Source organism: Streptomyces sp. NBC_01352, assembly GCF_036237295.1.
GTDB classification, from domain to species: Bacteria; Actinomycetota; Actinomycetes; order Streptomycetales; family Streptomycetaceae; genus Streptomyces; species Streptomyces plumbiresistens.
Genome location: NZ_CP108354.1, coordinates 559559 through 584733 on the forward strand (window position 1 = coordinate 559559; position 25175 = coordinate 584733).

Sequence of the window (25175 nt, forward strand, 5' to 3'; positions counted from 1 at the left end):
ACGCGGGGGACTTCGAGATCGAGCTGGGCGAGGTGTAGGGACGATGGTGTTCAGTACGGAAGACGCCGCCCGGTTGGTGCGGCAGGCCACGCGGCGGCGGGCGAACGGTTCCCGCGGGCTGTGGGCTCGGCGGGCTTGGCGGCGGCTGGTGCTCAGGTGCGCCGCGGGGGATCCGGCCGCGCAGGAGGCAGTGCGGGCCATAGCCGCCGAGCTGCCCGAGACCGATGTGCGGGAGCTGCTGGCCGCGGCCCCGCAGGAGCCCGCCGACGCCGCCGCCTATCTGGTCCTCGTCAGGCAGAGCGCCCAGTACCGGGCACTGGATCCGGACGGCTCACTGCTGGCGCTGGCTTATCGGGCGGCGGCTGCGGAGGTGCGCGAGCGACTGCGTACGGTCATGGCGGCCGAGGGAGACGCCGAGGTGATCCGGGTGGTGGTGACCGGTGATCAGCGGGACCGGATCGCCGAGATGTCCACCGACGAGCTCGCTTACCTGAGGCATCAGCTGGCGGAGCATCAGAGCTGGGACGAACTGCGCCGGCTGACGCTCGACCTACCGCTGGCCGAGGCAGCCGAGGCCGCCCGTCTCCTGCCGGAACGGGAGCGCACGGGCGGCGCGGCCCTGTCGCTCTCGACGCTGGCGGCGCGGCCTCCCGGGCAGCTTCGGGCCCTTGTCGGCCGGCTGCCGCAGGTCCGGCTGATCACTCACAACACTCCCGGGCACAGGCTGCTGGCATCCTTCTCGCCGGACGCGTCCGAACTGGCCGTCACGTCCGTGGTCCGGCAGGGGGCGCAGGAGTGGCTCCATGTGGAAACGCTCCGGACTCACACGGGTGAAGTCACTCGTCAGGTGAGCCATGGCCCAACCCTGGACCTGAACCCGAACCGCGATTCATGGCTGAACTCGCTGCTTCATCTCGGCGACGAGATCCTCATGAGGAAGCACGTATCCGGATCGGGGAAAGCGAGCATCGTGCGCGTCCTGCCCGACAGGGAGGGCCTCGGCCATGACCCGAACATCTCGGACATGCGGAGGTCGAGCGGTGGCGCGGTGATGATCTACTCCGAGGGTCTGGCCTTTGTCGACCGTGGCGCGGATCGCGTGCGATACCAGCAGATTCCACGGTTCAGCGGACGTGACAACGCAGGAAGAGGAGCCGGGAGCCTCGTATGCCGCCCCAACACCTGCTCTCTCACGACATTGCCGGATTCCCGGCTCATCGCATTCTCCAGCCACCTGGTGGGCACGTACGTAGTGGATGAGGACGGAAACGTGCTCCACGACATACCGACGCGTGGCACCTCCGAAGCCAGTTGGTATTGTCCTGGGCTCTCCTTTCTCTCCGAGAGCTCGCTCGCGGTACATCACTACGTGCCCGATTACTCGTCGAAGACCGGAAAACCGGGACAGTACACCGAGATATGGGAGTTCCCGCCGGGAGGGACCGCGCGTCGCACGGACGAGCACAGGGGTCCGATCCGAGAGCGGTGGCCCCTGGAGGAGTGGCGCGGGCTGTCCCCCGACGCGTACCTCGGCGTGCGGATGCTGTCCCCTCGTGCGCCCTACGGCGAGGGGCCGATCGACACCGACATCCCCTGGCTCCGGGACCTCTTCCGGCCGGGCTCGCGCCAGCGCTCCGCGACGGTTCCGCAGCTCCTCACCCTGTCTCCGGGGGGAGACACCCTCGTCATCGGAGTACAGGCCGACGACCGGGATCTCGAAGTGCACAGCCCTCACCTGCCCTCGGCGCGCACGCTCCTCGAGCAGCCGTTGCTGCGGAGCACCCGCCAGGATCTGCGACGTGCAGCAGACCTGCGCTCAAGGATCGATGATCCAGCGGTGCGGGACGCGCTCGATCTGCTGGGGACCTGCCTCGCGGACCGCTTCGGCCAGGACATCGCGCTGGGCACAGGTTCCGGGACGGCGGGGAGCGCCACCGACATCGCCCTGGGCGAGCCCGGAACGGCGGGATGAGGCAGATGCGTCTGCGGACCGCCTCCTTCCTGCTGCGCATCTCCCCGACGGACGTCCGCCGTGGCCGACATGCTCTTCAGACGGTCCTCGGCGCGGCGGACTCCGGTGATCCCGCAGCCCTGCGGGCCCTCGCACGAGCCGTCGCGCGCCATGGCCACGAGCGTGCGTGGCGGGTCTGGCTGGAGCCGGGGAAGTCCGGCGGGCCGACCCGGCCATGGGACTCCCCGGCACTGGCCGGACTGACGGTCGATGTCTCGACGGTTCCCGCCTGGGTCGTCAACTCCGCATGGCGCGCCTGGCTGGCGGACCCCGACCCCGCCCTGTGGTCCCTCCTGCGGCGGTGGAACCGTCCCGCCACGGCCGCCGTCGGCTCCCGCACGCGGCTGTTCAGCAGACTGGTGCTCGGCGCAGCCGACCTGTCCCCTTCGCCGCTCATACTCGCCGACACCGCCGCCCGCTTCGACCACCCCCTTGGCGCGTCGGCCCGCGAACGGCTGCTCACAGATCCCGACCCATCGGCCGTCTCCCTTTTCTGCGCGACGGCGGTCCAATCGCCCGACGCGCTGGAGTACTGCCTCGCGCACGGACTGGCCCCGGTCGACGAGACCGAGCGCGCCGTGTTCTTCGTACGGACCGGGCAGCAGGAACAGTACGAGGCACTGGATCCCGAGGGCACGCTGCTCGCCCTCGGCTACCGCGCCGCCGGGGCGGCGGAGCGGACGGCGCTGCGGATCGCGATGGCCGCCATGGGTGGTGTCGACATGCTGCGGGTCCTGGCCGGACAGCGTTCCGACCGGCACGACTTCGCCTCGCTCGCGCAGACCGAACGCGACTACCTGGTCACGCAGTTGACGCGTCAGGGCGACTGGGGGCGGCTGTGGCGGCTGGTCCGGTTGATGCCGTTGCCAGAAGCCGTCGACACGGTCGGCTGGTTCGGGACGTGGCGGCCCCCCGCAGAGGCGGACCGCGAGTTGTTCGACGCGCTGCGTGCGGCGGACCCATGGGTGATCGGCGACGGTCTCAAGGCCGTGTCCGTCCTGCCGTCGCGCATCAAGCCCTTAGCGGTCGACCTCACCGAGAACGTCGGAACCGCTCTCCATGCCCTCGACTTCTCCGCGGACGGGCGGCAACTCGCCTTCACCGGAACCCACGGCGGGCTCCGCTACTTCGCCGGCGTGCTGGATCTGCGCACCCGGAGGGCCGCGCTGTTCCATGACGGCTTAGTGCACCAGCTGTCCGCAGTGGCGCACCTGGCGCCGGACGCCGTCGTCGTCGTGGAGGACGGTCCGGGTGCTGCCGGACCCGCGCAGGCGAAGACGAAGCTCCACCACGTCGGCCCGCGCGGTGTGCGGCAGCTCGGCTCCACCGCCGGACACATCCGCAGGCCGGAACGCGTCGTGGGTGACCGGAGGTTCCTGGTAGCGGCGGAGCAGGACGCCACCGGCGCATCCGCGCGGTTCAATGTCCTCCTGGGCTCGGGGGACGGCTCCCCGACCGAGACGGGCTTGTTTCGTGGGAGGAACGGCTTCTCCCCGCGGGGCACGGCTGTGGCCTCGGACAGGCGGCGAGTCGCGGTGTTCGGCGCGGAAGACATCGTGGTCGCCGATCTCGCCACCGGTGCCGTCAACGTGCTCGACGTCGCTCTCGTGGGCGGGGTGCTCTGCCAGGCGCAGGCCGCCCTGTCGCCGTTCGCCCTGGTCCGCGTCACGCTCTCCGGCGATCTGAACGTCTGGCACGATCCACTCACCTCCACATCCGCGCCGGCCACGGCTCGTGTCTGGCCTCCCGACAACCTCCCGATCGGCCTCGCATGGTCGTCCGCCCTGCACCGGTTCGTGGCGGTCAGAGACGGTCATCTTGAGCTGCTCTCCGTGCCACCGAGCCCCGACGTGCCGCTGCCCGACGACCTCGTGCTCCGGCGGATCCGCCTGGTCGGTGCCCCGCACTGGAGGCCCCGCGTACGGCTGTCGTCCAAGGGCGACATGCTCGCGGTCGCGGGTGAGTGGCCGACCGTCCACCTCTACGACCTCACTCCGCGGAAATCGGCGCTCACCGGCCCCATGGGCTCCCTGAGCCGAGAGAACCTGGCCGAAGTGGCCGGACTGCTGCGGCGTCCGGGCCTCGGGCGCATCGCCCTTCAGGCCCTGACCATGCTGCAGGCCTGCGGGGAGTACCGGTACCACCACGACATCGGGATCGGCGACACGACGCGCACGGCGAACGTGTCGGACTTCGACATCGAGCTACGAGAGGAGTAGCGCAGTGGCCGAGGGAATCACCGCCAAGCGCGCCTCCCGACTGGTGCGGCACGCGCTGCGACACCGGGCCGACGGCTCCCGCGGGATGCGCGCCCGGTGGGCCTGGCGGCAGCTGCTACGGGCGTGCGCGCAGGGCGACCCGATGGCGCAGGAGGCGCTACGGACCGCCGAACTGCCCGCTCCCGATGTCCTCGGCCTGCTGGCGGCGGCCCCCGAGGAGCCCACCGACCAGGCCGCCTACCTGACCTTGGTCGGCCAGCACGCCCAGCGCCAGGCCCTGGACCCCGACGGCTCTCTGCTGGCCCTGGCATACCGGGCCGCGCGTCCGCAGATCCGCGAACGGCTGCGTACGGTGCTGACCGCTGCGGGCGACAGCACGGCGATCCGGGTCGTGATCACCGGCGACCGGCGCGACCGCCTGGCGACACTGCCGTACGACGAAGCCGACTACCTGAGCCGCCAGTTGGCCCACCACCGCGACTGGGACGAGTTGCGCCGGCTCGCCGCCGACCTGCCCCTGGCCGCTGCGGCGGCCGCCGCCGGCCTGCTGCCGCCGCACGAACGCACCGGCCGTGACGCCGACTCGCTCGCGCTGCTGGCCGGGCAGTCGGCCGAGGGGCTGCGCGCGCTGACCGAACGGCTGCCCGCCGGGCGGTTCGGCCGGTACGACATCGGAGAGGTGCACAAACACCATCACGTACGGGCGTCGTTCTCCCCGGATCTCTCGGAACTGGCCGTGGTCCGCGCGAGTTCGCGGCGGCCCTACCGCACCGCATTCGAGAACGTCGTATGCGAATTTGATCTTCACGCCCTCCGGGTCGGTTCCGGAGAGGTGACCCACCGGCGCGGCTGGACCCGGAGCTCGCGTTCCGTCCTCTACAGCGCGGTCCTGCACCTCGGCGACGAGGTCCTCGTCCAGACCTGGCCGGACGGAGAACCGGCGCAGATCATCCGCGTGCTGCCGGACCACCTGGCGTTCGACCTGCCGGCACCCGCCGTCTCCGTCATCCGCAGGGCGAGCGGCGGGGCCGTGATGCTCGGCCCCGAGGGACTGGTGTTCGCCGACCGGGGCGCGAAGGCCCTGCGGTATCAGCCGATTCCGGGCTTCCAGCGCATGACCGGCCCTCAGGGGTTCGCGGCGTACGTCCGCTCCTGCGCCCTGGCGACACTGCCGTCCGCCCGGCTCATCGCGTTCCGTCTCGGGGCGAGCGTCCATGTGGTGGACGAGGACGGGAGGACCGTCCATCGGATGCCGGCGCGCCTCAAGCGTGCCGAAGGCGAGGTGACCAGCCACGGCCTCTTCTTCCACGAGCCGAACACCCTGGCAATGCGCTACGGCGAGCTCGTCCGCACGTGGGAGTTCTCGCCGCAGGCGGCCAAGCGGGTCCCCGACGTGCAGGCCGGCCCGTTCCGGTGGGCGGCGGGCCCCGACTCGCCCTACGCCCCGAGGCACGGAACCGCGTTCGGCTGGGACGTCGTCGATCAGTCCCCCTGGGGAGACGTACGGGTCCTCGCCAGGGTGGAAGGGCGACAGGTACGCCTCGAAGTCGAGAGCCCTCACCTGCCCACCGCACGCGAACTATTGCGACGGCCGCTCGCGCACTGCGATCCGCAACAGCTGGGGCCGGTCGAGGAGTTGCTGCCGAAGATCGGTGACCCGACGGTGCGGGACGCCCTCGACGTGCTGCGGCGCTGTCTTGAGGAGCGGTTCGGGCATGACATCGCGCTGGGGCCCGCCGGTCCCGTGCCGGCGAGCGGCCCCACCGACATCGCCCTCGCCCGCCACCCCGACCAACCCCAGGGAGACGCATGACCACCCGGATCGGCATCGACTTCGGCACCGCCAACACCGTCGTGGCGGGCTGGGACCACGAGACGGGCCGCGGCGTCCCCGTCCCGCTGCCCGGCGTCGACGTACTGCGCGAGGCCGGCCCCGGTCCCACCCAGCGGGTGGTGCCCTCCCTCATCGCCTACGCACACGACGGCGGCCCCCGCCGCCTCGGCGCCCAGGTCACCCCCGAGATGGACGACGACCCCGGCCACACCGTCTTCGCCTCCACCAAGAGCAACGTCGCCGGACACGCCTACGACGCGGCCCGCACCATCGGCGACCGCAGGATCACCGGCCGGGAAGCGGCCACCCAGTTCCTCGGCGACATCATGGCGCTGGCCGTGCTCGCCATCGAGGACGACGATCTGGAGATCGTCGCCACAGCACCCGTGGAGTCCTTCGACGGCTACCGCGACTGGCTGGTGCGCGAGGTCCGCGACGGCCTGCCCAGCGCCCGGATGCGGGTCGTGGACGAGGCCACCGCGGCAGCCGTCGGCTACAGCGCCCGACTCAACCCGGGTGACGCCTTCGCCGTAATCGACTTCGGGGCCGGCACCCTCGACGTCTCCGTCGTCCGAGTCCAGGAACCGGACGAGGCGGGCTCCGGCGCCGGGGTGCGCACGATCGCCAAGCGGGGCCTGGACCTGGGGGGCAACACCATCGACGCGCTCCTCGCCGAACACGCCATCAACCGCCTCTCGCTCCCGAACGGCGACCAGATCGGCCGCAACCAGGTCTTCCGCCGCCTCCTGGCCTCGGCCGAACGGGCCAAGCGGGAACTCGCCACCGCCGAACAGGCCGTCATCCGCGCCGCTGACGCCCGTACCGACCGTGCGCACCAGGTCACCGTCACCCGCGGCGAGTTCGACGCGCTGCTGCGCGACAAGGGCGTGCTGCGCCGGATCAACCAGGCCCTGCGCTCCTGCCTCGACCTGGCCGGCACCCGCGGCTTCGGCACCCAGGACATCCGGGAGGTCTTCCTCGTCGGCGGCAGCTGCCTCATCCCCGCCGTGCAGGACCTGGTGCATCTGCACTTCGACCCCGACGTGGTGCGCCTGGACCGGCCACTGGAGGCGGTCGCGGCCGGCGCCGCCTCCATCGCCGGCGGCAGCGAGCTGTTCGACCACATCCAGCACGACTACGCCATCCGCCACGTCGATCACGACACCGGCGCCTACGAGTTCGAGACCCTGGTCGAAGCCGGCACCCCCTACCCCACCGACGAGCCGGTCAGGACGCTCACCGTCAGAGCCGTGCACGAAAAACAGCGCAAGCTGGGCCTGGCCGTCTACGAACTGGCCCACGCCACCTACCGCGACGCCGGCGCCGAACTGGAGATCGCCTTCGACGCCGGCGGCGGCGCCCGCGCCGTGACCGTCACCCCGCAACAACGCCAGCAGCGGTCCATGCTCTGGCTCAACGAGGACAGCCCCACCTTCCTGGAGGCCGACCCTCCCGCCACCGCCGGAGAGGACCGCTTCCGCCTGGAATTCCGCATCGACGCCCACAAACGCCTCACCGTCACCGCCTACGACCTGCGCCGCCACACGCTGGTCCTGGACCGGCAACCGGTCGTCCGCCTGGCGTGACCGGCCGGCGCTGCCTCTCCCGTCACGACAAACGAGGAGTCCTCATGTCCCACTTCACCCGTGTCCGCACCGCGTTGCGCGACCCCGACCTGCTCGTCCAGGCCCTCGCCACGCTCGGCTTCACCACCGTCGAGAGCCACGACACCCCGCAGACCCTCTACGGCTACCAGGGCGACGCCCGCCCCGAACGCGCCGAAGTGGTCATCCGCCGCCGCCACATCGGCCGCCTCAGCAACGACATCGGCTTCCGCCGCCGCACCGACGACACCTTCGAAGCCGTCATCAGCGAGTACGACAGGTCCAGCTACGACCAGCCATGGCTGACTGAACTCGCCCGCGCCTACGGCCACACCGCCGCCCTGCGCTACGCGGAGGACAACGGCTACGAGGTGGACTCCGACGTACTCGAGGAGAACGGCCAACGCCGCCTCGTCCTGCGCCGCTACACCTGAAGCCACACCCTTCAGTAGGTGCCTCGCCAGGAGGCCTCGGAGGTCAGGCCGACCGCCGGCATCGGCGGCGGCCCGTCCCTCCACGGTGGTCACCAGGGCGAGTCTGCGCAGTCGGCGCCGCGGTGCCGCCCCCGGCGTTCCGCCAGACCCGGAAGCGTCCGTAGACGGTCGGCCAGGGCCCGAACTCTCCCGGCATCTCCCGCCGCTGCGCGCGTGCCCTGAACCTCCGGATCACGACCTCGAACTGATCCCGCAGCCGCTCGGAGTACAGGCCGTACTCGCCGGTTTTTCATGGCGGGTCCTTGGCTCCGGGCCGCGTGCGGTGGACGTGGCGAGCGGCCGGGTGGTTCATCAGTCGGTGACGCCGCCGTAGGCGATGACCTTGGTGGGGTGCAGGCGGACGACGCGTTCGCCGGGTACGGCGTTGCGCTTGCCGAACTCCTCAGCCTTGTCCGCACCCATGTACCGGGCACCGGCCCTGGTGGCGACATGGAGGAGTTCGTCGAGGTCCTCACTGAGCGTCACCTCGCCACGCACCTCGACGTAGGCGAAGGGAGGCGCGTCGTCAGCGACGCAGAGGGATGCGCGGGGATTGCGCCGCAGGTTGCGGGCCTTGGCCGTCGCGCCACCCGTGGTGAACAGGAATGCCTCGCCGTCGAAGACGTACCAAACGGGGGTGATGTTCGGCGTGCCGTCGGCCCCGACGGTGGCGAACCGTCCGGTGGCCGCGCCGCGGGTGACGAAGGCGTGCCATTCCTCGGTCGACATGCTGTGCATGGGCGGTCCTTTCCATGGTTGGTCGGTTGGCCGGTTGGCCGGTTGGTCATCTGGGACGGCGGTTGCGCGGAACCGTCTCCAGGACGAGGTGGTAGGAGTGGTCGACGAGTTCGGCGACGAGGTCCGCGGTGACGCCCCGGCCGGCTCCTACGGAGATCCAGTGCCGCCTGTCGAGGTAGCGGCCCGGAGTGAGCGAGGGGTACTGGCCTTGCAGCAGCCGCCCGTACTCCGGTTCCGCCTTGAGGGTGACGATGAGTTCGTCCGGGTCGTCGGTGACGATCAGGAAGACCTTGCCCGCCACCTTGTAGACGTCCAACTGCTGGGTGAACGGGCGCCCGTGGCTGACTCCGGGCAGCGCGAGTGCGGTGTGGCGCGCGGTGTCCTGGAGCTTCGTGCCGCTGGAGGACATCCCGGAGGTCAGGCGCGGAGGCCGTAGGTGTGCGGGTCGACTGGCTGCTGGGACTTGGCGAGCCTGCTGACGACCAGTCGGTAGGAGTCGGTCACGAGCTCCTTCACCAGCGTCTCGTCGATCGTGTGTCCGCCCTCCAGCGTGATCCAGTGCTTCTTGTTCATGTGGTACCCGGGGGTGATCTCCGCGTGCTCGTGACGCAGGGCGGCCGCCTCGTCGGGGGCCGATTTGAGAATCACCATCGGCACACCCGTCACCTGCGTCATGAGCATGAAAACCTTGCCGCGCACCTTGTACACCTCCCACTCGGGCCCGAACGGGTGCTCCAGCCCAGCCCCGGGAAGTTCCTCGGCGCAGTCGGCCGCGGTCTTCTGCAGCGTCTCTCCGTCCATGGCCATCAGCTCCTTCGACTGTTGTTCGGTCGGCGCCACGCGCGCGGCGAGGTCCGCGTACACCGACACGGCGGCCGCGTACTCGTCCGGCCTCCGCGCCGGTGACATCAGGTCCCCCGTGGCACAGCCCAGGCATGAAGCGCAGCGTGCTGTCGACGCCCGCCTCGGCCATCGCCTGCATGCGCTCGCGGCCGTGCCTTCTCTCGTTCACGGAGGATCGAAGGTGAGTGCCCGGCACTCCCCACGCCGACGGCACGCACATGCTCGGGCCGCATCACCATCCTTTCCCTGCGGACGACAATGCGGCCGCTAAACTGCGGACACATGATGGTCGACAGGCGACACCAGCCGGGGCCGGAGCAGGCTTCCTCCACCCTCTTCGTCTCGCGGCCCGACTCCGCCGCACGCGCAGAGCCCGAGTCCGTCCCGCTGTACGGCTTCCAGCCCCCGGTCGGTACGCCGTACGGCCTGGAAGTGACCACCGTCGAGGACTTCCACGCCGACCACGACGACTGGCCGTGGAATCCGCCCCGTCCGGGCCGTGCCACCTTCCACTACCTGATCCTCGTCACGGAGGGTGAACTTCGGCACGACGTCGATCACGTCACACGCACCGTCGCTCCCGGCCAGTGGCTGTGGGTGCGCCCCGGGCACGTGCAGTGCTGGCACGACCCCAGCACCGCCCGTGGCCCTTCATCCTGTTCGAACCGGAGGCGCTCCGGCCCGACATCGCCCGCCGGCTGGCTCCTGTCACCTCGCACGACGCCCCCGCCGTGCTGACCCCGCACCCCGACGACGCGCCCTGGCTGGAACAAACCGCGCTCCAACTCCTCGACGAACACCGTGCGTTGGGACGCCGCCCGCTCGCGACCCATCACGCCCTGCGATGCAGCCTCCTCGAAGCCCTGCTGCTGCGCCTCGCCAACTCACTGGACCTCGCACAAACTCCGGTCACCACCGGAAACACTTCCTCGGCCAACAACGCTGAGGCCAGGAACCCGGGAGACATGCCGGTCTACGAACGATTCCTGGACGCCTTGGAGATGCACTACCGCGAGCTGCACCGCGTCGACGACTACGCCCGGCTGCTCGGCTGTTCCGTACGAACCCTCAGCCGCGCCACCCGGGCGGCCGCCGGCGCCGGAGCACGGCAGGTCATCGATCAGCGCCGACTGCTCGAAGCGCGCCGACTGCTCGGCCACGCCCGGTGGACCGCCCGCGCGGTCGCCGACCACCTCGGCTTCACCGACACGGCCAACTTCGGCCGCTTCTTCCGCCAGCACACCGGCCTCACACCCGCCGCCTACGCGGCTCGTCAGGCCGCCCCGGATCCCTGAGAGCCACCCCCGGCCGGTGGATATCCCAAAACAGACCGAGTGCCGAGACTCTCGAGGTCTTGGGCCGAATCGAGGGGAGCCTCACGCGGGCCGCAACACAACTCGACTGAGGGACCGCACGACGGACCGAGAGCCGCCATGCGGATCGGGGCTCAGCCCGCTGCCTCGGCCGGGGCCTCAGGCACTGGCGGGGCAGGAAGAGGGCCAGGATCAGTCGGAGGGGTGTGGCGGCTGTCGCGATCAGGAAGGAGACGCTGAAGCCGAACACGGCCGGGATCTCGACGCCGCCCACGCTGTCCGCGGCGCCGGCCAGGACCGGAGCGGGTGGTCGGACCAGGGTGCTGCGGCCCCAGGTCATCGCGCAAGCGGTGCCAGAGGTGCTGCACAGCGCCGGAGCACCACCGGCCCCACGCCACGCCACGCCACGCCTGACGAGCAGGAGGGGCCTCCGGCTTCGACGTCCAGGACACTGCGAGGGCGCTTGCGGCCGAGGAGCACTGCCTTGGACCCAACCACCGCTGCGCGTCACAAGAACCGGGGCACCGGCCCTGCCGACGCGGCCGCAGGCCCGTGCAGCCGCTCAGGCGGGGTCCTCGTCCAGCTTCGCCACTACTCGCTCGGAGATGTCGGCCAGCGTCCGCAGCTCCGCCGGGGTGACATGGTCCAGGAACAGCTCTCGCACGGCCTCCACGTGCAGCGGAGCCGCCGCCTCGATCGCCTCCCGCCCGGCGTCCGTAATCACCACGAACGCTCCCCGGGCGTCCTCGGGGCACTCCTCGCGGATCACCAGCCCTCGTCCGGCCATCCGTGCGATGTGGTGGGACATCCGGCTCTTCTCCCACTCGAGCGCCCGAGCCAGATCCTGGTAACGCTGCCGGCCGTCCGGCACATCCGTGAGGCTGACCAGCACGGCGAAATCCGCGGCCGAGAGCTTCGACTCGCTCTGCAACATGCGTGACAGACGGCCCCCCAACCGCTCATGCAACCGAACAAAGCCCCGCCAGGCGCGCTGCTCCTCCGCCGTCAACCACCGCACTTCCTCATCCATACAAGCGAGTGTAAATGAGTTGATGGGTCATCCAGCTTGGCGAAGGGCCTCCGTGGCCGCGGGGCGACACCGTCCGCCAGCGGTGGCAGCAGCGGGGTCGTCCCGTCCGTGCCCGCTTCTGACAGGTCGGGAAGTCGGTCCGGTCCAGGCGTGTTCGCAGCGTCACCGCGAGCTGTTCGGCCACAGCGAGCTGGGCCGGCGTGAGGGCGGTGACCCATTTAGTTGACGCATCAATCAAAAAGGGTCATTATTGATACGTCAACCGTTGGTGCCACGAAGTCGCCCACAGGTGCAGCACCTACTCACGAAGGAGCCCAGCCATGTCTGATCTCGTCTTCGGCCTGGACACGTTCGGCGATGTGCCGCAGGACGACTCCGGCACCCCCGTGTCCGACGCGCGGGCCATCCGGCAGGTCGTCGAGGAGGCCGTTCTCGCGGAGGAGACCGGCGTCGACGTCCTCGCCCTCGGTGAGCACCACCGCCCCGAGTACGCGATCTCCAGCCCGGAGACGGTCCTCGCCGGCATCGCCACCCGCACCGAGCGGATCCGTCTGTCCTCCGGCGTGACCGTGCTGAGCTCCGACGATCCGGTCCGGGTCTTCCAGCGCTTCTCGACCGTGGACGCACTCTCGAACGGGCGGGCCGAGGTCATCCTCGGGCGTGGTTCCTTCACCGAGTCGTTCCCCCTGTTCGGATACGACCTCGCCGACTACGACGTGCTCTTCGAGGAGAAGATCGAGCTCTTCGCCAAGCTGCTGGAGGAGAAGCCGGTCACCTGGAGCGGCACCAAACGCCCCGCGCTCGACCACGCCGACGTCTTCCCCAAGACCGAGTCCGGGCACCTCAGCACCTGGGTCGGTGTCGGCGGCTCGCCCCAGTCGGTCGTCCGCACCGCGCACTACGGCTTCCCGCTCATGATCGCCATCATCGGCGGCAGCCCGGAACGCTTCGCGCCCTACATCGACCTCTACCAGCGCGCCGCCGACAAGTTCGGCACGACCGCCCACCCGGTGGGCATGCACTCACCGGGCTTCATCGCCGACACGGACGAGGAGGCCCGGGAGCTGCACTGGCCGCACTACAAGGTCATCCGGGACCGCATCGGCGCACTGCGCGGCTGGCCGCCGGTCAGCAAGGACGAGTACGCGAACGAGATCGAGCACGGCTCCCTGTACATCGGCTCGCCCGAGACGGTGGCCCGCAAGATGGCCGCCGCCATCAAGGCGCTCGACGTCGGCCGCTTCGACCTCATCTACACCACCGGAGCCCAGCCGGTCAGCGCCCGCCTGCGCGCCGTCGAGCTGTACGGCACCAAGGTCCTCCCCATGGTCCGCGACCTCCTCGCCGGCTGACACCGTGAACGGAGAAGACATGGCCACCACCAACGTGCGCACGATCGGCATCCTGGGTGCGGGGAAGGTCGGCACCGTGCTCGCACGACTGGCTCTGGCAGCCGGCCACCGCGTGCTCATCGCCGGATCGGGCGACCCCGCCAAGATCGCCCTCACTGTCGAAGTACTCACGCCGGGCGCGGTCCCGGTCACCGCGGCCCAGGCGGCGGCGAAGGCGGACGTCGTCGTCCTGGCCCTCCCGCTCGGGAAGTACCGCACCATCCCCGCCGAAGCGCTGGAGGGCAAGCCCGTCATCGACGCGATGAACTACTGGTGGGAAGTCGACGGCATCCGCGCGGACCTCACCGACCCGCTCACCTCGTCGAGCGAGCTCGTGCAGGATTTCCTGTCCGGTGCTCGCGTGGTCAAGGCCTTCAACCACATGGGCTACCACGACCTCGAGGACGAGGCCCGGCCCGCCGGAACACGCGGGCGCAAGGCGATCGCGCTCGCCGGTGACGATCCTGACGACCTCCTCCTCGTCGCGCGCCTCGTCGACGACTTCGGCTTCGAACCCGTCGTCGCGGGGCCGTTGGCCTCGGGGGTACGGCTGGAGCCGGGCACCGAGCCGTTCGGCGCCAACGTGGACGCCGAGGAACTGCGCGCGATGCTCAGCCGCTTCCCGGAGTCGGACCGCGGACGTGCCGTCGCCGCCGCGCGGGCCGCCCTTTTGGAGCCGGCGCCCGAGCCGTCGTAGACATCGGAACGACTCAGCCGCACTCGCCTCGAACCATCTGCTTGATATCAGAGGTCAGCGACGCGGGGGATTGCGGCGCGGCCTGATGGTGGCGTTGGGCAGGGTGGGGGCGGGGAGCCGCCCCCCGGGGAATCCCTCGATCGTGCCGAAGCGGTCGGAGGAGGCCTCCCAGTCCTCGCGGGCCTTGACGATGTCCTCGTGAGTGCGGCCGATGAAGTTCCACCACATGACGATCTCCTCCTCGAACGGGGTGCCGCCGAGCAGAATCACCCGCGCCGGGCCGTCCGACTCGTTCGCCAGCGTCAAGGCGTCGGCACCCGGCGGAACATAGCCCAGCTCCGCCCGGTGCAGCAGGGTGTCGGCCACACGGACGTCCCCGTTGCCCACGAGAACGCCGTGCTCGAAGTCGGTGTCCACGGAGAGGGCGACCGTCCTACGCGGTTCGAGGACGATCTCGGCGCCGAGCAGCGGTGTGAACGTCCGCACCGGGGAGACCTCACCGGCGAGCGAGCCGAGAAAGGCCCTGATCTCGGCCCCTTTCATTCGCACGGGCGCGGGCACATGGTGCTGGAAGTCCCGTTGCGCGTTGCGGTGCTCCTCCGGCAGCGCCACCCACAGCTGAACGCCGTGGACGACGGTCGTACGCGGGGTGGAGACCTCCGAGTGGGCGATGCCGTACCCGCCCGTCATGAGGTTGATCTCCCCGGGACGCACCAAGGCGTGGGTGCCGAGCGTGTCGCGGTGCTCGACCTCTCCGCTGAACAGCCAGGTCACCGTTTGCAGGCCGGTGTGCGGGTGCGGGGGCAGCGCCATGCCGCCGCGGTCGGTGACCTCGTCGGGACCGTAGTGGTCGGCGAAGCACCAGGCCCCGATCAGCGGCCGGTCGCGCTGCGGCAGCGTCCGCCGCACCGTCATCGAGCGCGGTCCGCCCAGGGGTACCTCCCGTGCGGGGAGCACGTCGACCCTGGGCGCCCCGGTCGGCCGTACGTCGCCGACCGGCGCCCCGCACCTCATCGCTGCCGGCTCGGCTTCGACATTGCTCACCGAGACCACCTCCCGTGGAATGTAGTTGTTGCATCAACTACTATGTCATGATCATAGGGTGAAGGCCACAGCAAGCAGACAACGAGCGGGAGACATGCGAATCTTCATCGACAAACAGAGCCCCAAGGCCTTCCACGCCCTGGTACAGACGTCGGAAGCGGTGCGCACGGTCGCCGCCGAGGCGGGGCTCGACCGCACCGTCGTGGAGCTGATCAACCTCCGCGTGTCGCAGATCAACGGCTGCGCCTACTGCCTCGACACCCACACCAAGGCGGCCGTACGCGCGGGTGAGTCGTCGCAGCGGCTCGGAGTGCTGGCCGCGTGGCGGGACACCGAGGTGTACTCCCCCACGGAGCGCGCGGCCCTCGCACTGGCCGAGGCCACGACCGACCCCACCGATGCCGTGGCACAGGAATCCGCCTTCGAGGGCGCTCGCCGGGTGCTCACCGATGACCAGATCTCCGCTGTGATCTGGGTGGCGGTCACCATCAACGCCTTCAACCGGGTCTCGATCATGAGCAAGCATCCGGTACGGGCGGACCGGAGTGGGTGAGACGGTGTCCTGCTCGGCGATGACCCACGGATCCTCGTAGGGAGAGTCGGGCGGGTGGCGCCAGCCCCTCACTCGGCGCGGTCGGTCTCGTGGACGAACTCGACGAGAAATCCGAGCGAGCTGACGCCACCTCAGCACGCCCACTGGCCGTTCACGCTGATGCTGGGGACATGGCCTCTGGTTCCGTCGGTGACGGCCACGCAGGCGCCTGCGGCGGCCTGGCACCGGGGCGGCTGACTCACCGCCTGGGCCGGGCCGGTGGTCACGGCCAGTGCCGCGGCTGCCGCGCTTCGGCGTCAATCTCACTGGGTTGACCAGCAAGCCGCTTCACGCCATTCAAGTTCCCGCGGTCGAACCTCTGGTGCCCGGGAGTGGTCGCGCCTCGTCAGCTCAACTCGAACTTCGAGGCGTTCTCGGCCAGCCAGTCGTCGAAGCTCTTCAGCGACGGGTTGATCTCGCGCAGCCGGTTCAGATCACGGGCGCCGGTGAACTCCTGATCGAAGTCGCCGTAGTACTGGAACATGTTGCCGATCTCCTCGGCCCCGGGGAAGTCCAAACCGCGGAAGACGTCGTAGGGCACGGACTGGAAGCGCACCGGCTCACCCAGCACCGTCGCGAACTTCTCCGCGTACTGCGCACCTGTCAGATGGTCGCCGGCCAGGTGGACGGTGGCGCCGATGAATTCCTCCCCGCGCTTGAAGACGGCGAACGCCGTCCGGCCGATGTCCGCCACGTCAACCCCGGCGAGGAGCTTGCCGTCCTCCAGCGCCAGGCTCAGTGTCAGCACACCGTCCTCGGCACGCTGGGGGCCCATGCCCTGGACGAAGCCCTGGAAGAAGAAGGTGGTGTTCAGGAAGGTCGTCGGTACTCCGGCCTGCGTGAACAGTTCGTTGGCCTCACCCTTGGCATCGAAGTGCGGCACGTTGTACTTGTCCTGCAGGACGGGCATGCGGTCGTCGTCCACCGGCAGCAGGTCGCGGGTGTCCTCCAGGGTGGACCAGACCACGTGGCGCAGGTTTGCGGCCTTGGCGGCCCGGACCAGGACATTGATCTCCTCGGTCTCCTTGGCCGCCGAACCGTGCGCCCAGAAGTTGGTGACGAGGAAGGCGCCGTAGGCACCGTCGAACGCCTTGTGCACCGTCGGCTCGTCGTGGAAGTCCGCCTGGACGACCTCGGCCCCGAGCGCGGCGAGCTCCCTGGCCGCGGGCGAGTCGGGATTCCTGGTGAGCGCGCGGACGGTGAAGCCCGACTCCGGATCCGCCAGGATCGCTCGTGCGGCGCCACCGCCCTGTGCACCCGTTGCTCCGGCGACTGCGATGATCTTCTTGTTGCTCATGACAGGTCTCCTTGCCAGAAAAGGCTTCTAGATGACGCATCAACAACCTAGCGCGAATCGGTTGATGTATCAACTGATGGAGTGCTCGGTGGCCGGCTCGGTACACGGCCCGGATGTCGGTGACGGCGGAGAGGTCGGCGACGAGTGCGCCGCCGAGGACCAGGACGTCCGCGTCCGCGCCGGACCGCACTACACCCTTGCGGCCGCGGCCAGGCCCACCGCTTCGGCGGCCTCGGTCGTCATGGACCGCAACGTGTCGAGAGTGGGCATGCCCAGCTCGGCGAACTGCACCAGCGCGCACGGCAAGAGGCGCTGCAGCTTTGACGGCTCGATGCCCGCGTCACTGCCGACGCCGACGCGGGCGGCAACGGCCGGTGGCGGCGGTGGTGTCCCCGGCACCCATCCCAACGTGAGACTGCCGAAGATCCCCTGCTTCACACCCGGTCGGCCACGACTCCGACGCGCCGATCGCGAGCGGCGAGGTCAGCAAGGTGGGCGTGGCGATCGACGTGCGCGGCCGTGGTGAGCCCGAGTCGATGCGGCTCCTCGACGATCAGCCGCAGATCGGCCGGACCGTACTGCTGGTGCGGGGAGTCGGAGCCGGGCGTCACGTTGTCACCGCCGGCCATCACCTGCACCACGTCACAGCCACGCTCGGCCCGCTCGCGCACCACGGCCGGCAGCACGTCGGCTCCCTGGACAGGCATCCAACGGGCGAGACGTCAGCGTGGATCCGCCTCCAACCGGCCAAGGATGCCTTCGCAGAGATCAGTGAGCATGTCGAGCTCTTCAGGACTGAGGGGGTCGATGATCAGCCGACGCACGGTGGCGACGTGCCCGGGGGCGGCCCCTTCCATGGCCGCACGGCCGGTGGGTGTGACGATCACGTGAACCCCGCGCGCATCCTTGGGGCAGTCTTCACGTTTCACCAGGCCGCGTTTGTTCATGCGGTTGAGATGGTGGGACATGCGACTGCGCTCCCAGTCCACCGCTTTGGCCAGCTCCTGGAAGTGCTGCCGGCCGTGGGGCGCATCGGTGAGGGCCACGAGCACGACGTAGTCGGCGACGGACAGGTTCCCCGTGGCCTGCAGCTTGCGCGCCAGCGCGCTGGGGAGTTTCTGGTGTACGCCGGTGAAGGCGCGCCACGCGCGCTGTTCGGACGGGGTGAGCCAGCGGGTTTCGTCTTCCATGCAAACCCACTCTAACCGATGGTTGACACATCACCCAGAGGTCGCGTAATCATCGCCGGCCTGGCAGGGCGGACGGCGCGTTGGGCATCGCATGGCCACGACCCGCCGAGGAGTCCTCAGGTCTTAGCGGGAGAGGTCACACGAGCCTGACCGGCCCGGCGTCGATCGGCAGGCGGACCAGGAGATAGGGCTTGCGGCGCAGGTCCTTGCCCTCGTGGAAGGGCGACAGCCGGTTGAGCTGGTTGGCGATGGCGTACAGATGCCGGTCCGAGGCGACGGACAGGGTGTCGACCCAGAGCAGGTCGCTCCCCTGGGCGAGGGTCCGGTAGGTGCCGTTCGGGCTTCTGCGCCAGAGGGAGTTGTGTTCCAGGTCGCCGCCGTAGAGCCGCCCCTTGTCGTCGCTCTCCAGGCCGTCGGCCATCGGCTTGAACCCGAGGTCCTCGACCGTCGCCGCCACCTCGGCGTCCGTGGCGTCCGGGTCGGCGAGGGCGTCGGTGGACACGCTGTGCAGTCGGCGGCTGGACAGCGGGCAGTAGTAGAGGCGCGTGCCGTCGGCGCTGAGAGCGATGCCGTCGGAGCCGGTCTCGTAGTACGTGGGCTCGCCGCCCGGGGGGCGGACCATGAAGGGCTCCCCCTCGATGACCGGAAGGAACTGCTTGTCCGGGAGCGCCGAGGGATGCCCGGCCAGTCGCCGCCAGGAGCGGCCCGTGGCCAGGTCGACCACGATCACGCCGTTCGAGCCGCCCGAGTCGGTGATGAACGCCATGCCCTCGGCGCCGCGCCGCAGGTCGAAGCGCACGTCGTTGGGGTAGCTGTTCGTCGGCACCACCTCGGGCGGGAAGAGGATCTTCCGTACGATCCGATCGGTGCGCAGGTCGACCGCCACGAGCTTCGGACCGCCGTAGGAGGACCCGGCGAACAGCGGGCTTCCGGTGTCGAGGATCCACAGCCGGTCGGCCGGGTCGACGACGACGCTCTGCACCGACTGGAAGTGTCCGGCCAGGTCGGAGGCGTCCTCGCGGTTCACCTCGGCGTCGGGGTAGGCCATCGGCTTCCCGCCCCGCAGTTCGGCGACGGTGAACGGGACATCGTCGCCCCAGCGGGGAAAGTTGACGAAGACCCGGCCGCGGCGCGAGACGGTGACACCCGTCGGCATCGCGCCCCAGAAACGGGCAACGACCTCGTGGTTTTTGGCTGTTGAACCGGTGGCGTAGGCGGGCCCGGCGAGTTGGGTGGCGGCCAGCGACGCGGTGGTCGCCGTAAGGAATGCACGTCGTTTCATGCGAGCGTCTCCTGCTGGGTCAAGTGTGCGGAGGACGCGGCGAGTTGGCGCACCACCTCGGCGCGTGGAGGGATCGGCAGGACGCTGCCGTGGCCGGTGGAGGCCGCCGCCTTCAGCAGCGCTGTCCGCCGAGGACACCGCCTGCGGCTACCGCCAACTCCTGGAAGGGGAACGGGGTCAAACGGCCGGTGGACCTGGTGCTCTCAGGTCCGCCGAGCTGCCGGGCGGGTCTTCGCGACCATGCTGCGGTCCCCCGAGGAGACCATCGCGTGAATGGGTACGGTGCTGACGCTCATGAGCGTCGCAAGGCCCCGGCGGCCCTGCTGGCGAGCGAGCGCCGGACCCATGAGGTGCATCAGGGCGGTGAGGGCCGGCATCGGACGCCCGAAGAGCGTGATCTCCGTGATGCGTGCCTGGTCGTCGAGCCGCAGCATCTGCACCTCCTCGAAAGACTGGGAACCCACCCGCGCCCGGTAGACCAGGGCGTACGCGTCGCCCTCGCCGGTCTGGGTGTGGTAATGGACGTCCTTGACCGCCGCGAACGCCACGGTCAGGAAGTCGCGCAGCTGGTCAGATCCCTCGAAGGAAAACTGGTCGGTGAGCGGCGAGCTGAGCACGACGTCCGGGCTCAGGCACGCGACTGCGGCTTCGACATCCCCGCGTTCCTCGGCGGCGCGCCAGCGCGCGATGGTGGCGGCGGAGTGCAGGGTCTCGGACACGGGTCTCTCCCGGTATCAACGGCGCGAACGCGTTTGTGGGTGGCGAGATGCGCGGGTGGCGGGTGTCAGCCGGCGAGCTTGTTCATCTTGCGGATCTGCCTGTCGAGGGCCCAGGCAGGAACGAAGCGGAGCATGCGCGCGCGTCCGGCCATGGGGCCCGCGGCGTAGCGCAGCTTCGGCTTCGCGTCGGTCGCTGCCGCGACGATCGCCTTGGCGACAACGGCGGGGTCGTCGCCGTCCTTGATCGCCTCCGTCATCAGACGGTCGAAGACCCGCCGCTGATCCGCGTAGGCATGCAGGGGCGTGTCGGGCTTCGCGCTGTTGGCCTCGAATCCGGTCCTGGTGTAGGCGGGTTCGACGAGAAGCGACCGGATGCCGTACTCCCGGACCTCGTGGTCCAGGGACTGGGAGTAGCCCTCGATCGCGTGCTTGGACGCGCCGTAGACGGCCATGTAGGGAGCGGGGATGAACCCCTGCACTGACGAGAGGTTGATGATGCGCCCCCGTCCCTGGGCACGCATGTGCGGCAGGACCTCCTTCACCATGCGCATGGTCCCGAAGACGTTGATGTCGAAGACGCCCTGGGCCTGTGCGACGGAGGTTTCCTCGGCCGCGCCTATGGAGCCGATGCCGGCGTTGTTGACCAGGACGTCGATCCGCCCGAACCGCTCGATCACCTGCTGGACCGCGGCGGTGACCGATTTGTCACTCACCACGTCGAGGTCGAGGAACGTCACACCGTGGAGCGGGGTGACGCGTGAGGTGTCGCGGCCTGTGCCGGCCACGTCGAAACCCGCTGCGACCAGCGCGAGCGCGGCTTCCTTCCCGATGCCGGATGACGCCCCCGTCACCAGTGCCACCGGCCGATTTGTCGCCATCATGCACTCCCGAATCCCTTTGGGAAACCGATCGGTTTCTCCTCCGTCTCACTGTAAACCGATCGGTTTCCATGCACAAGCTCAAGCAAGGAACTGGTCCCGGTCCGCGTCACCGGCTGTCTTCAGGTCAAGCAGACCGGCGCCCCATCGGCATGGCGGCACGGGCCGAAATGGGCAGGCAGGAGAGACGCGAGAGTGTCATCCCCGCGATGCGATAACCGAGTTCGCGCTGAAGGGCTACTACGGCAGCTCTACCGGGGCGATTGCCAGGCGTGGTGGCGTCACGCAGCCGTGCCTCAGCAAGGGCGATGCGTCAGCGCATGCCCGCCGCATCGAGCAGGGGCACCACGGTGGGCATGATGAGCCCTGTCAGGTTGTCGGCGCCGATCCCCGCGCGGGCACCGGCGCCGTCGAAGACGAGGATCAGCTGCCGGGCCAGCAGGTCGGGATCGCTCGCGCCACCCCGTTCGGCTTCGCCACGGAAGAAGGCCGTCAGCCCCGCCTTGATCCGGTGTGCCACCTGGCTCGCAGGATGACTGCGGTCCTTCAGCTCGATCTGCACAGCCAGGTACCGACAGCCTTGGAACTCGGGCGCACTCGCCTGCAGTTCCACCCCCTCGAAGACGTGCAGGATCCGCTCGCGGGGTGAACGGTCGTCGTCCGCCGGGGGCAGGGCCCTCGCCACGTAGGCGGAGGCGCGCTCCTCCAGGCTCGCCGCGAGCAGTTCGCCCTTGCTCTCGAACAGCTGGTACATGGAGCGCTTGGACACCCCCGCCGCCTTGCACAGCGCCTCGACGCCGACGCCGACACCGTCTCGGTAGGTGAGGGTGGCCGCCGCGTCCAGCAGCCGCTCTCGGGGACTCAGCTTCGCCTTGGTGGTCACACTGCGAGGTTAACTCGATTCCATCGGAATGAAAACCGATCGGTTTACGCAGTCGCGGCGGAGCTCGGAACCGCTCTCGGCCTCGGCTTTCGTCAGGGCAGCTCGGTCACACGGTCCGTGCCGGGTGGGGCGACCGGGCTGTGGGCGGTGAGGTAGTCGGTCAGGGCCGCGATGTCGTCCCCGCCGCCGACGGTGTCGGTGCCCTCGGCGAAAGTGGTGAAGCCGTCGCCGCCGGCGGCGAGGAAGGTGTTGGCGGTCACCCGGTAGGTGGTGTCCGGCTTCAGTGGCCCGCCGTTCAGCGTGATCGACGCCGGATCGATGCGGTCGCCGACCGGGGCGCCCCGGGAGAAGGAGTACGTCAGGCCCTTGGAGACGCCGAGCATGAGGGTGGGTGCCCGGGTGCCGGAGTCGTTGAACTGCTCCTCCAGGATCTTCTCGATCTGCGCGCCCGTCAGGTTCACGGAGACCAGGGACCCGGCGAAGGGCTGTACGGCGAAGGCCTCGGCGTAGGTGATCTCGCCGGGTGCCTCCCCGCCCGTCGACGACGCGTGCACCAGGTCCGCCCGCACCCCGCCCGGATTCATCAGGGCGATCTGGGCCCCGCCGCGCTCCGGTGCCGAGGTGGCGGCGAGTTGGGCGTCGGCGACGAGGTTCGCCAGATCGGACTCGGCGTCGCGGGTCTCGGAGCGGGTGATGTCGGCCGTGACGCTGCCGACGACCCGGTTCGCCAGCGGCGCCGACAGAGCCTTCCACTTGTCGATGACGGCGGTCTGGTCGGCGTCCCTGCTTCCGGTGCGGGTGACGAGGTGGTTCATCGCGGCGACCTGGTCCCGTACGACGTCGCCGGTACGGCGGTCCACCGGCAGCCGCGTCTCGGTGACCACGCGGCCGAACGACGACGCCGAGGTGACCAGGCGGGGGTTGCCGGCCGGGTCGGGCAGGGAGCAGATGTACGGCTGGTGGGTGTGGCCGGTCACCACGGTGTCGATCGCCGGGTCGAGGTTCTTGGCGATGTCGACGATCGGGCCGGAGATGCCGTCGCACTGCCCGTACGATCCGGCCTGCACTCCGCCCTCGTGCAGCAGGACGACGATCGCCTCAACACCCTGGCGGCGCAGTTCACGGGCGGAGGCGTTGGCGGTCTGCACCTCGTCGAGGAAGCGTACGGACGTGATGCCGGACTGGCCGGTGACCTCGGGGGTGCCCTCCAGGGTCATGCCGATGAAGCCGACCTTGACGCCGTCCACCTTCTTCACCCAGGTGGGCGCCAGGAGGGGCTTGCCGGACTCGCGGTCGATGACGTTGGCGGCCAGCCAGGGGAACGCCGCGCCGTCGTACGGCTCGCCCTCGATGAAGCAGCCGTCCTCGGGGTGGCAGCCCCCGTTCTGCATCCGCAGCAGTTCCTCGGTGCCCTCGTCGAACTCGTGGTTGCCGACGCTGGTGACGTCCAGGTGCAGCTTCTCCATGGACTCGACGGTGGGTTCGTCGTGGAAGAGGCCGGACAGGAAGGGGCTCGCGCCGATGATGTCGCCCGCGGCGACGGTCAGCGAGGTGTCGGTGCCCTGCCGGAGCTGGCCCAGCCGGGCCGCGAGGTACTCCGCGCCGCCGACCGGCGTGGACTTCGGGTCGAGCTTGGAGCCGAGGTTGGCGTCGCGCCCGGTGGGCGGCTCCAGGTTGCCGTGGAAGTCGTTGAAGGACAGCAGCTGGACGTCGACGGTGGACGGCGGCTTCTGGGCTGTGGGGAAGGCGCGGGTGTACGAGATCCACAACCGGACGTCGGCGGCGTCCGTACGGCCGTTGCCGTCGAGGTCTCCGGCCGCGCCAGCGGTCGGGACGGCGGCCAGGTCCTTGGCGTTCACGGAGCCGTCACCGTCGACGTCCGGTGTGCGTTGCGCCAGCAGCCCCGAACGGACCGACAGCAGATGGAACTTGGTGACACTGCCGTTGAAGCCGAAGTTGTCGTCGGCGACCAGGACGAGCGAGCGGGAGCCGTCGGGCAGCCGCGGCCCCCAGGTGATGCCCTCGACGTTGTCGGCCTCGGTACCGGAGGTGGTGAAGTCGTACAGCAGCTTCTTCGGCATCGGCTTCTCGATGCCGGACAGGGCCTCCTTGCCGCCTACGTCCGTCGCGCCGAGGGTGCTGGTCCAGTAGAGGCGGATGGAGAAGCCGACACCGGAGGCGAAGGACCGCTCAACGGTGAGGTAGTCGGTCTCGTTGATCGCGAGGATCTCGGAGACTCCGCGGTCGGCCGCGTACGTGCCGACCGGGGCGGGCAGGGGCGCGGTGGGTGCGTCGGAGATCGGGTCGACCTCGTAGACGTGCTCTTCTTCCGGCTCGCCCGTCTCACGGTCCATCAGCAGCAGTCGAGAGGGACTCTTGGCGGTGAGTCCGGCCGCGGGGCCGTCCTGGACGAGGGCGTTCTCGGTGATGGTGGCCACCTTGCTCCCGTCCGGGGAGAGGGTGAGCCCTTCCAGGGCCTGGTTGTTGCGCACTCCGGCGGTGAGGGTGCCCGTGGCCGAGCGGACGGGGGCGTACGCCTTGGGCAGCGGCAGTTCGCGTACGTACCCGCCGGAGGTGTCCGCCTCGCGGACGAATGCGGGCTGCCCGGCGGAGGAGGCGCCCTCGCTGGTCCACAGCAGGCTCTTGCCGCCGGGGGTCCAGCGGATCGCCTCGGGGTCGACCGCCTTGGGGGCGAAGGGGTCGCCGGTGGTGTCGGCGAGCACGGTCAGGCCGTCGAGGTCGGGCTTGTCACCGGCGAAGGCCGCCCCGTCGAGCGGGAGTCGGAGGCGGTAGAAGCGGGCCTTGCCGTTCTCCGAGCGGTCGTCGCTGAGGGCGACGTACTCGCCGGACCGCGGGTCGTAGTCGATGCCGGACAGCCCGCCGAACGGCATGCCGAACTCCGTCGTTCCGGCGGGCACCGTGACGGTGTCGAGGAGCCGCACGTCCTGCGGCTTCCCGGAGGCATCCGCCTCCGGTTCCGCCGCGAAACCGTTGGTGAGGGCCAGGCTGCCGAGGAGGCCGGCCGCGGCGAGGGAGGCGAGGAGCGCGCGTCTGCGGCGTACTGGGGATTTGTGGCGCATGAGTGTCCTTCCGAAGGGAGGCGTGCGGGCATGGCTCGCCGACCCGTTCTCCCGGCG

22 protein-coding genes and 3 pseudogenes are annotated in these 25175 nt (G+C 70.0%); 10 read left to right on the top strand and 15 right to left on the bottom strand.

Annotated elements, in window-relative coordinates:
• Positions 1–226 precede the first annotated feature (226 nt).
• From OG252_RS02795 to OG252_RS02815, 5 genes are read left to right on the top strand one after another with little or no spacing between them, the layout of a single operon-like run.
• Positions 227–1972, top strand: a complete 1746-nt coding sequence (locus OG252_RS02795) for a hypothetical protein (protein ID WP_329333401.1) — start codon at positions 227–229, stop codon at positions 1970–1972.
• Entirely contained in the window at positions 1969–4230 is a 2262-nt protein-coding gene (locus tag OG252_RS02800) for a hypothetical protein (RefSeq protein ID WP_329333403.1), read from the top strand. The genes OG252_RS02795 and OG252_RS02800 overlap by 4 nt, the downstream gene beginning before the upstream one ends.
• A 4-nt stretch (positions 4231–4234) precedes the next feature.
• On the top strand, positions 4235–6043 hold the full coding sequence (locus OG252_RS02805; RefSeq protein WP_266452122.1) for a hypothetical protein: 1809 nt from the start codon (positions 4235–4237) through the stop codon (positions 6041–6043).
• Positions 6040–7650: an Hsp70 family protein gene (locus OG252_RS02810; RefSeq protein WP_329333408.1), complete on the top strand. Its 1611-nt coding sequence runs from the start codon at positions 6040–6042 to the stop codon at positions 7648–7650. The genes OG252_RS02805 and OG252_RS02810 overlap by 4 nt, the downstream gene beginning before the upstream one ends.
• A 44-nt stretch (positions 7651–7694) precedes the next feature.
• A complete protein-coding gene (locus tag OG252_RS02815) occupies positions 7695–8102 on the top strand; it encodes a DUF1257 domain-containing protein (protein ID WP_329333410.1) in 408 nt (135 codons plus the stop codon).
• 118 nt (positions 8103–8220) lie between these two features.
• Here OG252_RS02815 and OG252_RS02820 read toward each other — a convergent pair.
• From OG252_RS02820 to OG252_RS02835, 4 genes and pseudogenes are all read right to left on the bottom strand, one after another.
• A pseudogene (locus OG252_RS02820) lies at positions 8221–8385 on the bottom strand (transposase); the annotation flags it as partial.
• Positions 8386–8453: 68 nt separating this feature from the next.
• Positions 8454–8879: a PPOX class F420-dependent oxidoreductase gene (locus OG252_RS02825; protein ID WP_266452112.1), complete on the bottom strand. Its 426-nt coding sequence runs from the start codon at positions 8877–8879 to the stop codon at positions 8454–8456.
• 46 nt (positions 8880–8925) lie between these two features.
• Positions 8926–9288 (bottom strand): MmcQ/YjbR family DNA-binding protein, encoded by a 363-nt coding sequence (locus tag OG252_RS02830; RefSeq protein WP_329333412.1) that lies wholly within the window; start codon positions 9286–9288, stop codon positions 8926–8928.
• Between the two features lie 8 nt (positions 9289–9296).
• Entirely contained in the window at positions 9297–9680 is a 384-nt protein-coding gene (locus tag OG252_RS02835) for an MmcQ/YjbR family DNA-binding protein (RefSeq protein WP_329345062.1), read from the bottom strand.
• Between the two features lie 474 nt (positions 9681–10154).
• On the opposite strand from OG252_RS02835, the pseudogene OG252_RS02845 reads away from it, so the two are divergent.
• A pseudogene (locus tag OG252_RS02845) lies at positions 10155–11017 on the top strand (helix-turn-helix domain-containing protein).
• A 580-nt stretch (positions 11018–11597) separates the two neighbouring features.
• On the opposite strand, the gene OG252_RS02850 reads toward OG252_RS02845, so the two are convergent.
• A complete protein-coding gene (locus OG252_RS02850) occupies positions 11598–12065 on the bottom strand; it encodes a MarR family winged helix-turn-helix transcriptional regulator (protein ID WP_266452108.1) in 468 nt (155 codons plus the stop codon).
• Positions 12066–12385: 320 nt separating this feature from the next.
• Between OG252_RS02850 and OG252_RS02855 the strand changes: the two genes are divergently transcribed.
• Positions 12386–13417: an LLM class flavin-dependent oxidoreductase gene (locus OG252_RS02855; protein WP_329333419.1), complete on the top strand. Its 1032-nt coding sequence runs from the start codon at positions 12386–12388 to the stop codon at positions 13415–13417.
• A gap of 19 nt (positions 13418–13436) precedes the next feature.
• On the top strand, positions 13437–14153 hold the full coding sequence (locus tag OG252_RS02860; RefSeq protein ID WP_329333421.1) for an NADPH-dependent F420 reductase: 717 nt from the start codon (positions 13437–13439) through the stop codon (positions 14151–14153).
• 54 nt (positions 14154–14207) lie between these two features.
• On the opposite strand, the gene OG252_RS02865 is transcribed toward OG252_RS02860, so the two are convergent.
• The gene (locus OG252_RS02865; RefSeq protein WP_329333423.1) at positions 14208–15197 is read right to left on the bottom strand and encodes a pirin family protein; all 990 of its coding nucleotides are present in this window, start codon (positions 15195–15197) and stop codon (positions 14208–14210) included.
• A gap of 94 nt (positions 15198–15291) precedes the next feature.
• Between OG252_RS02865 and OG252_RS02870 the strand changes: the two genes are divergently transcribed.
• The gene (locus OG252_RS02870; protein WP_329333425.1) at positions 15292–15750 is read left to right on the top strand and encodes a carboxymuconolactone decarboxylase family protein; all 459 of its coding nucleotides are present in this window, start codon (positions 15292–15294) and stop codon (positions 15748–15750) included.
• 385 nt (positions 15751–16135) lie between these two features.
• Here the strand turns inward: OG252_RS02870 and OG252_RS02875 are convergent, their stop codons facing one another.
• The 7 genes from OG252_RS02875 to OG252_RS02905 all read right to left on the bottom strand — a co-directional run bounded on the left by OG252_RS02875 (position 16136) and on the right by OG252_RS02905 (position 21155).
• A complete protein-coding gene (locus tag OG252_RS02875; RefSeq protein ID WP_329333427.1) occupies positions 16136–17086 on the bottom strand; it encodes an NmrA/HSCARG family protein in 951 nt (316 codons plus the stop codon).
• Positions 17087–17275: 189 nt separating this feature from the next.
• Entirely contained in the window at positions 17276–17485 is a 210-nt protein-coding gene (locus OG252_RS02880) for a hypothetical protein (protein WP_329333429.1), read from the bottom strand.
• A 35-nt stretch (positions 17486–17520) separates the two neighbouring features.
• Entirely contained in the window at positions 17521–17772 is a 252-nt protein-coding gene (locus tag OG252_RS02885; protein ID WP_329333431.1) for a hypothetical protein, read from the bottom strand.
• 36 nt (positions 17773–17808) lie between these two features.
• A complete protein-coding gene (locus OG252_RS02890) occupies positions 17809–18276 on the bottom strand; it encodes a MarR family winged helix-turn-helix transcriptional regulator (RefSeq protein ID WP_329333433.1) in 468 nt (155 codons plus the stop codon).
• A gap of 136 nt (positions 18277–18412) precedes the next feature.
• Positions 18413–19558 carry an L-dopachrome tautomerase-related protein gene (locus tag OG252_RS02895; protein ID WP_329333435.1) on the bottom strand — a complete coding sequence of 382 codons (1146 nt, stop codon included), beginning with the start codon at positions 19556–19558 and terminating at the stop codon, positions 18413–18415.
• A 203-nt stretch (positions 19559–19761) separates the two neighbouring features.
• Positions 19762–20277 (bottom strand): nuclear transport factor 2 family protein, encoded by a 516-nt coding sequence (locus OG252_RS02900; RefSeq protein WP_329333436.1) that lies wholly within the window; start codon positions 20275–20277, stop codon positions 19762–19764.
• Positions 20278–20342: 65 nt separating this feature from the next.
• On the bottom strand, positions 20343–21155 hold the full coding sequence (locus tag OG252_RS02905) for an oxidoreductase (RefSeq protein ID WP_329345063.1): 813 nt from the start codon (positions 21153–21155) through the stop codon (positions 20343–20345).
• A gap of 170 nt (positions 21156–21325) precedes the next feature.
• Between OG252_RS02905 and OG252_RS02910 the strand changes: the two are divergent.
• Positions 21326–21453, top strand: a pseudogene (locus OG252_RS02910) (TetR family transcriptional regulator); the annotation flags it as partial.
• A 15-nt stretch (positions 21454–21468) separates the two neighbouring features.
• Here OG252_RS02910 and OG252_RS02915 read toward each other — a convergent pair.
• A complete protein-coding gene (locus tag OG252_RS02915; RefSeq protein ID WP_329333438.1) occupies positions 21469–22038 on the bottom strand; it encodes a TetR/AcrR family transcriptional regulator in 570 nt (189 codons plus the stop codon).
• 92 nt (positions 22039–22130) lie between these two features.
• Complete coding sequence (locus OG252_RS02920) at positions 22131–25118, bottom strand: esterase-like activity of phytase family protein (protein WP_329333440.1); 2988 nt, start codon at positions 25116–25118, stop codon at positions 22131–22133.
• Between the last annotated feature and the right edge of the window lie 57 nt (positions 25119–25175).

Excerpts from the sequence above, each read along its gene's own strand:
- OG252_RS02800 (WP_329333403.1), top strand. The coding sequence starts at position 1,969 with ATGAGGCAGATGCGTCTGCGGACCGCCTCCTTCCTGCTGCGCATCTCC.
- OG252_RS02810 (WP_329333408.1), top strand. The coding sequence starts at position 6,040 with ATGACCACCCGGATCGGCATCGACTTCGGCACCGCCAACACCGTCGTG.
- OG252_RS02815 (WP_329333410.1), top strand. The coding sequence starts at position 7,695 with ATGTCCCACTTCACCCGTGTCCGCACCGCGTTGCGCGACCCCGACCTG.
- OG252_RS02825 (WP_266452112.1), bottom strand. The coding sequence starts at position 8,879 with ATGCACAGCATGTCGACCGAGGAATGGCACGCCTTCGTCACCCGCGGC.
- OG252_RS02830 (WP_329333412.1), bottom strand. The coding sequence starts at position 9,288 with ATGTCCTCCAGCGGCACGAAGCTCCAGGACACCGCGCGCCACACCGCA.
- OG252_RS02835 (WP_329345062.1), bottom strand. The coding sequence starts at position 9,680 with ATGGACGGAGAGACGCTGCAGAAGACCGCGGCCGACTGCGCCGAGGAA.
- OG252_RS02850 (WP_266452108.1), bottom strand. The coding sequence starts at position 12,065 with ATGGATGAGGAAGTGCGGTGGTTGACGGCGGAGGAGCAGCGCGCCTGG.
- OG252_RS02855 (WP_329333419.1), top strand. The coding sequence starts at position 12,386 with ATGTCTGATCTCGTCTTCGGCCTGGACACGTTCGGCGATGTGCCGCAG.
- OG252_RS02860 (WP_329333421.1), top strand. The coding sequence starts at position 13,437 with ATGGCCACCACCAACGTGCGCACGATCGGCATCCTGGGTGCGGGGAAG.
- OG252_RS02870 (WP_329333425.1), top strand. The coding sequence starts at position 15,292 with ATGCGAATCTTCATCGACAAACAGAGCCCCAAGGCCTTCCACGCCCTG.
- OG252_RS02875 (WP_329333427.1), bottom strand. The coding sequence starts at position 17,086 with ATGAGCAACAAGAAGATCATCGCAGTCGCCGGAGCAACGGGTGCACAG.
- OG252_RS02890 (WP_329333433.1), bottom strand. The coding sequence starts at position 18,276 with ATGGAAGACGAAACCCGCTGGCTCACCCCGTCCGAACAGCGCGCGTGG.
- OG252_RS02895 (WP_329333435.1), bottom strand. The coding sequence starts at position 19,558 with ATGAAACGACGTGCATTCCTTACGGCGACCACCGCGTCGCTGGCCGCC.
- OG252_RS02905 (WP_329345063.1), bottom strand. The coding sequence starts at position 21,155 with ATGGCGACAAATCGGCCGGTGGCACTGGTGACGGGGGCGTCATCCGGC.
- OG252_RS02920 (WP_329333440.1), bottom strand. The coding sequence starts at position 25,118 with ATGCGCCACAAATCCCCAGTACGCCGCAGACGCGCGCTCCTCGCCTCC.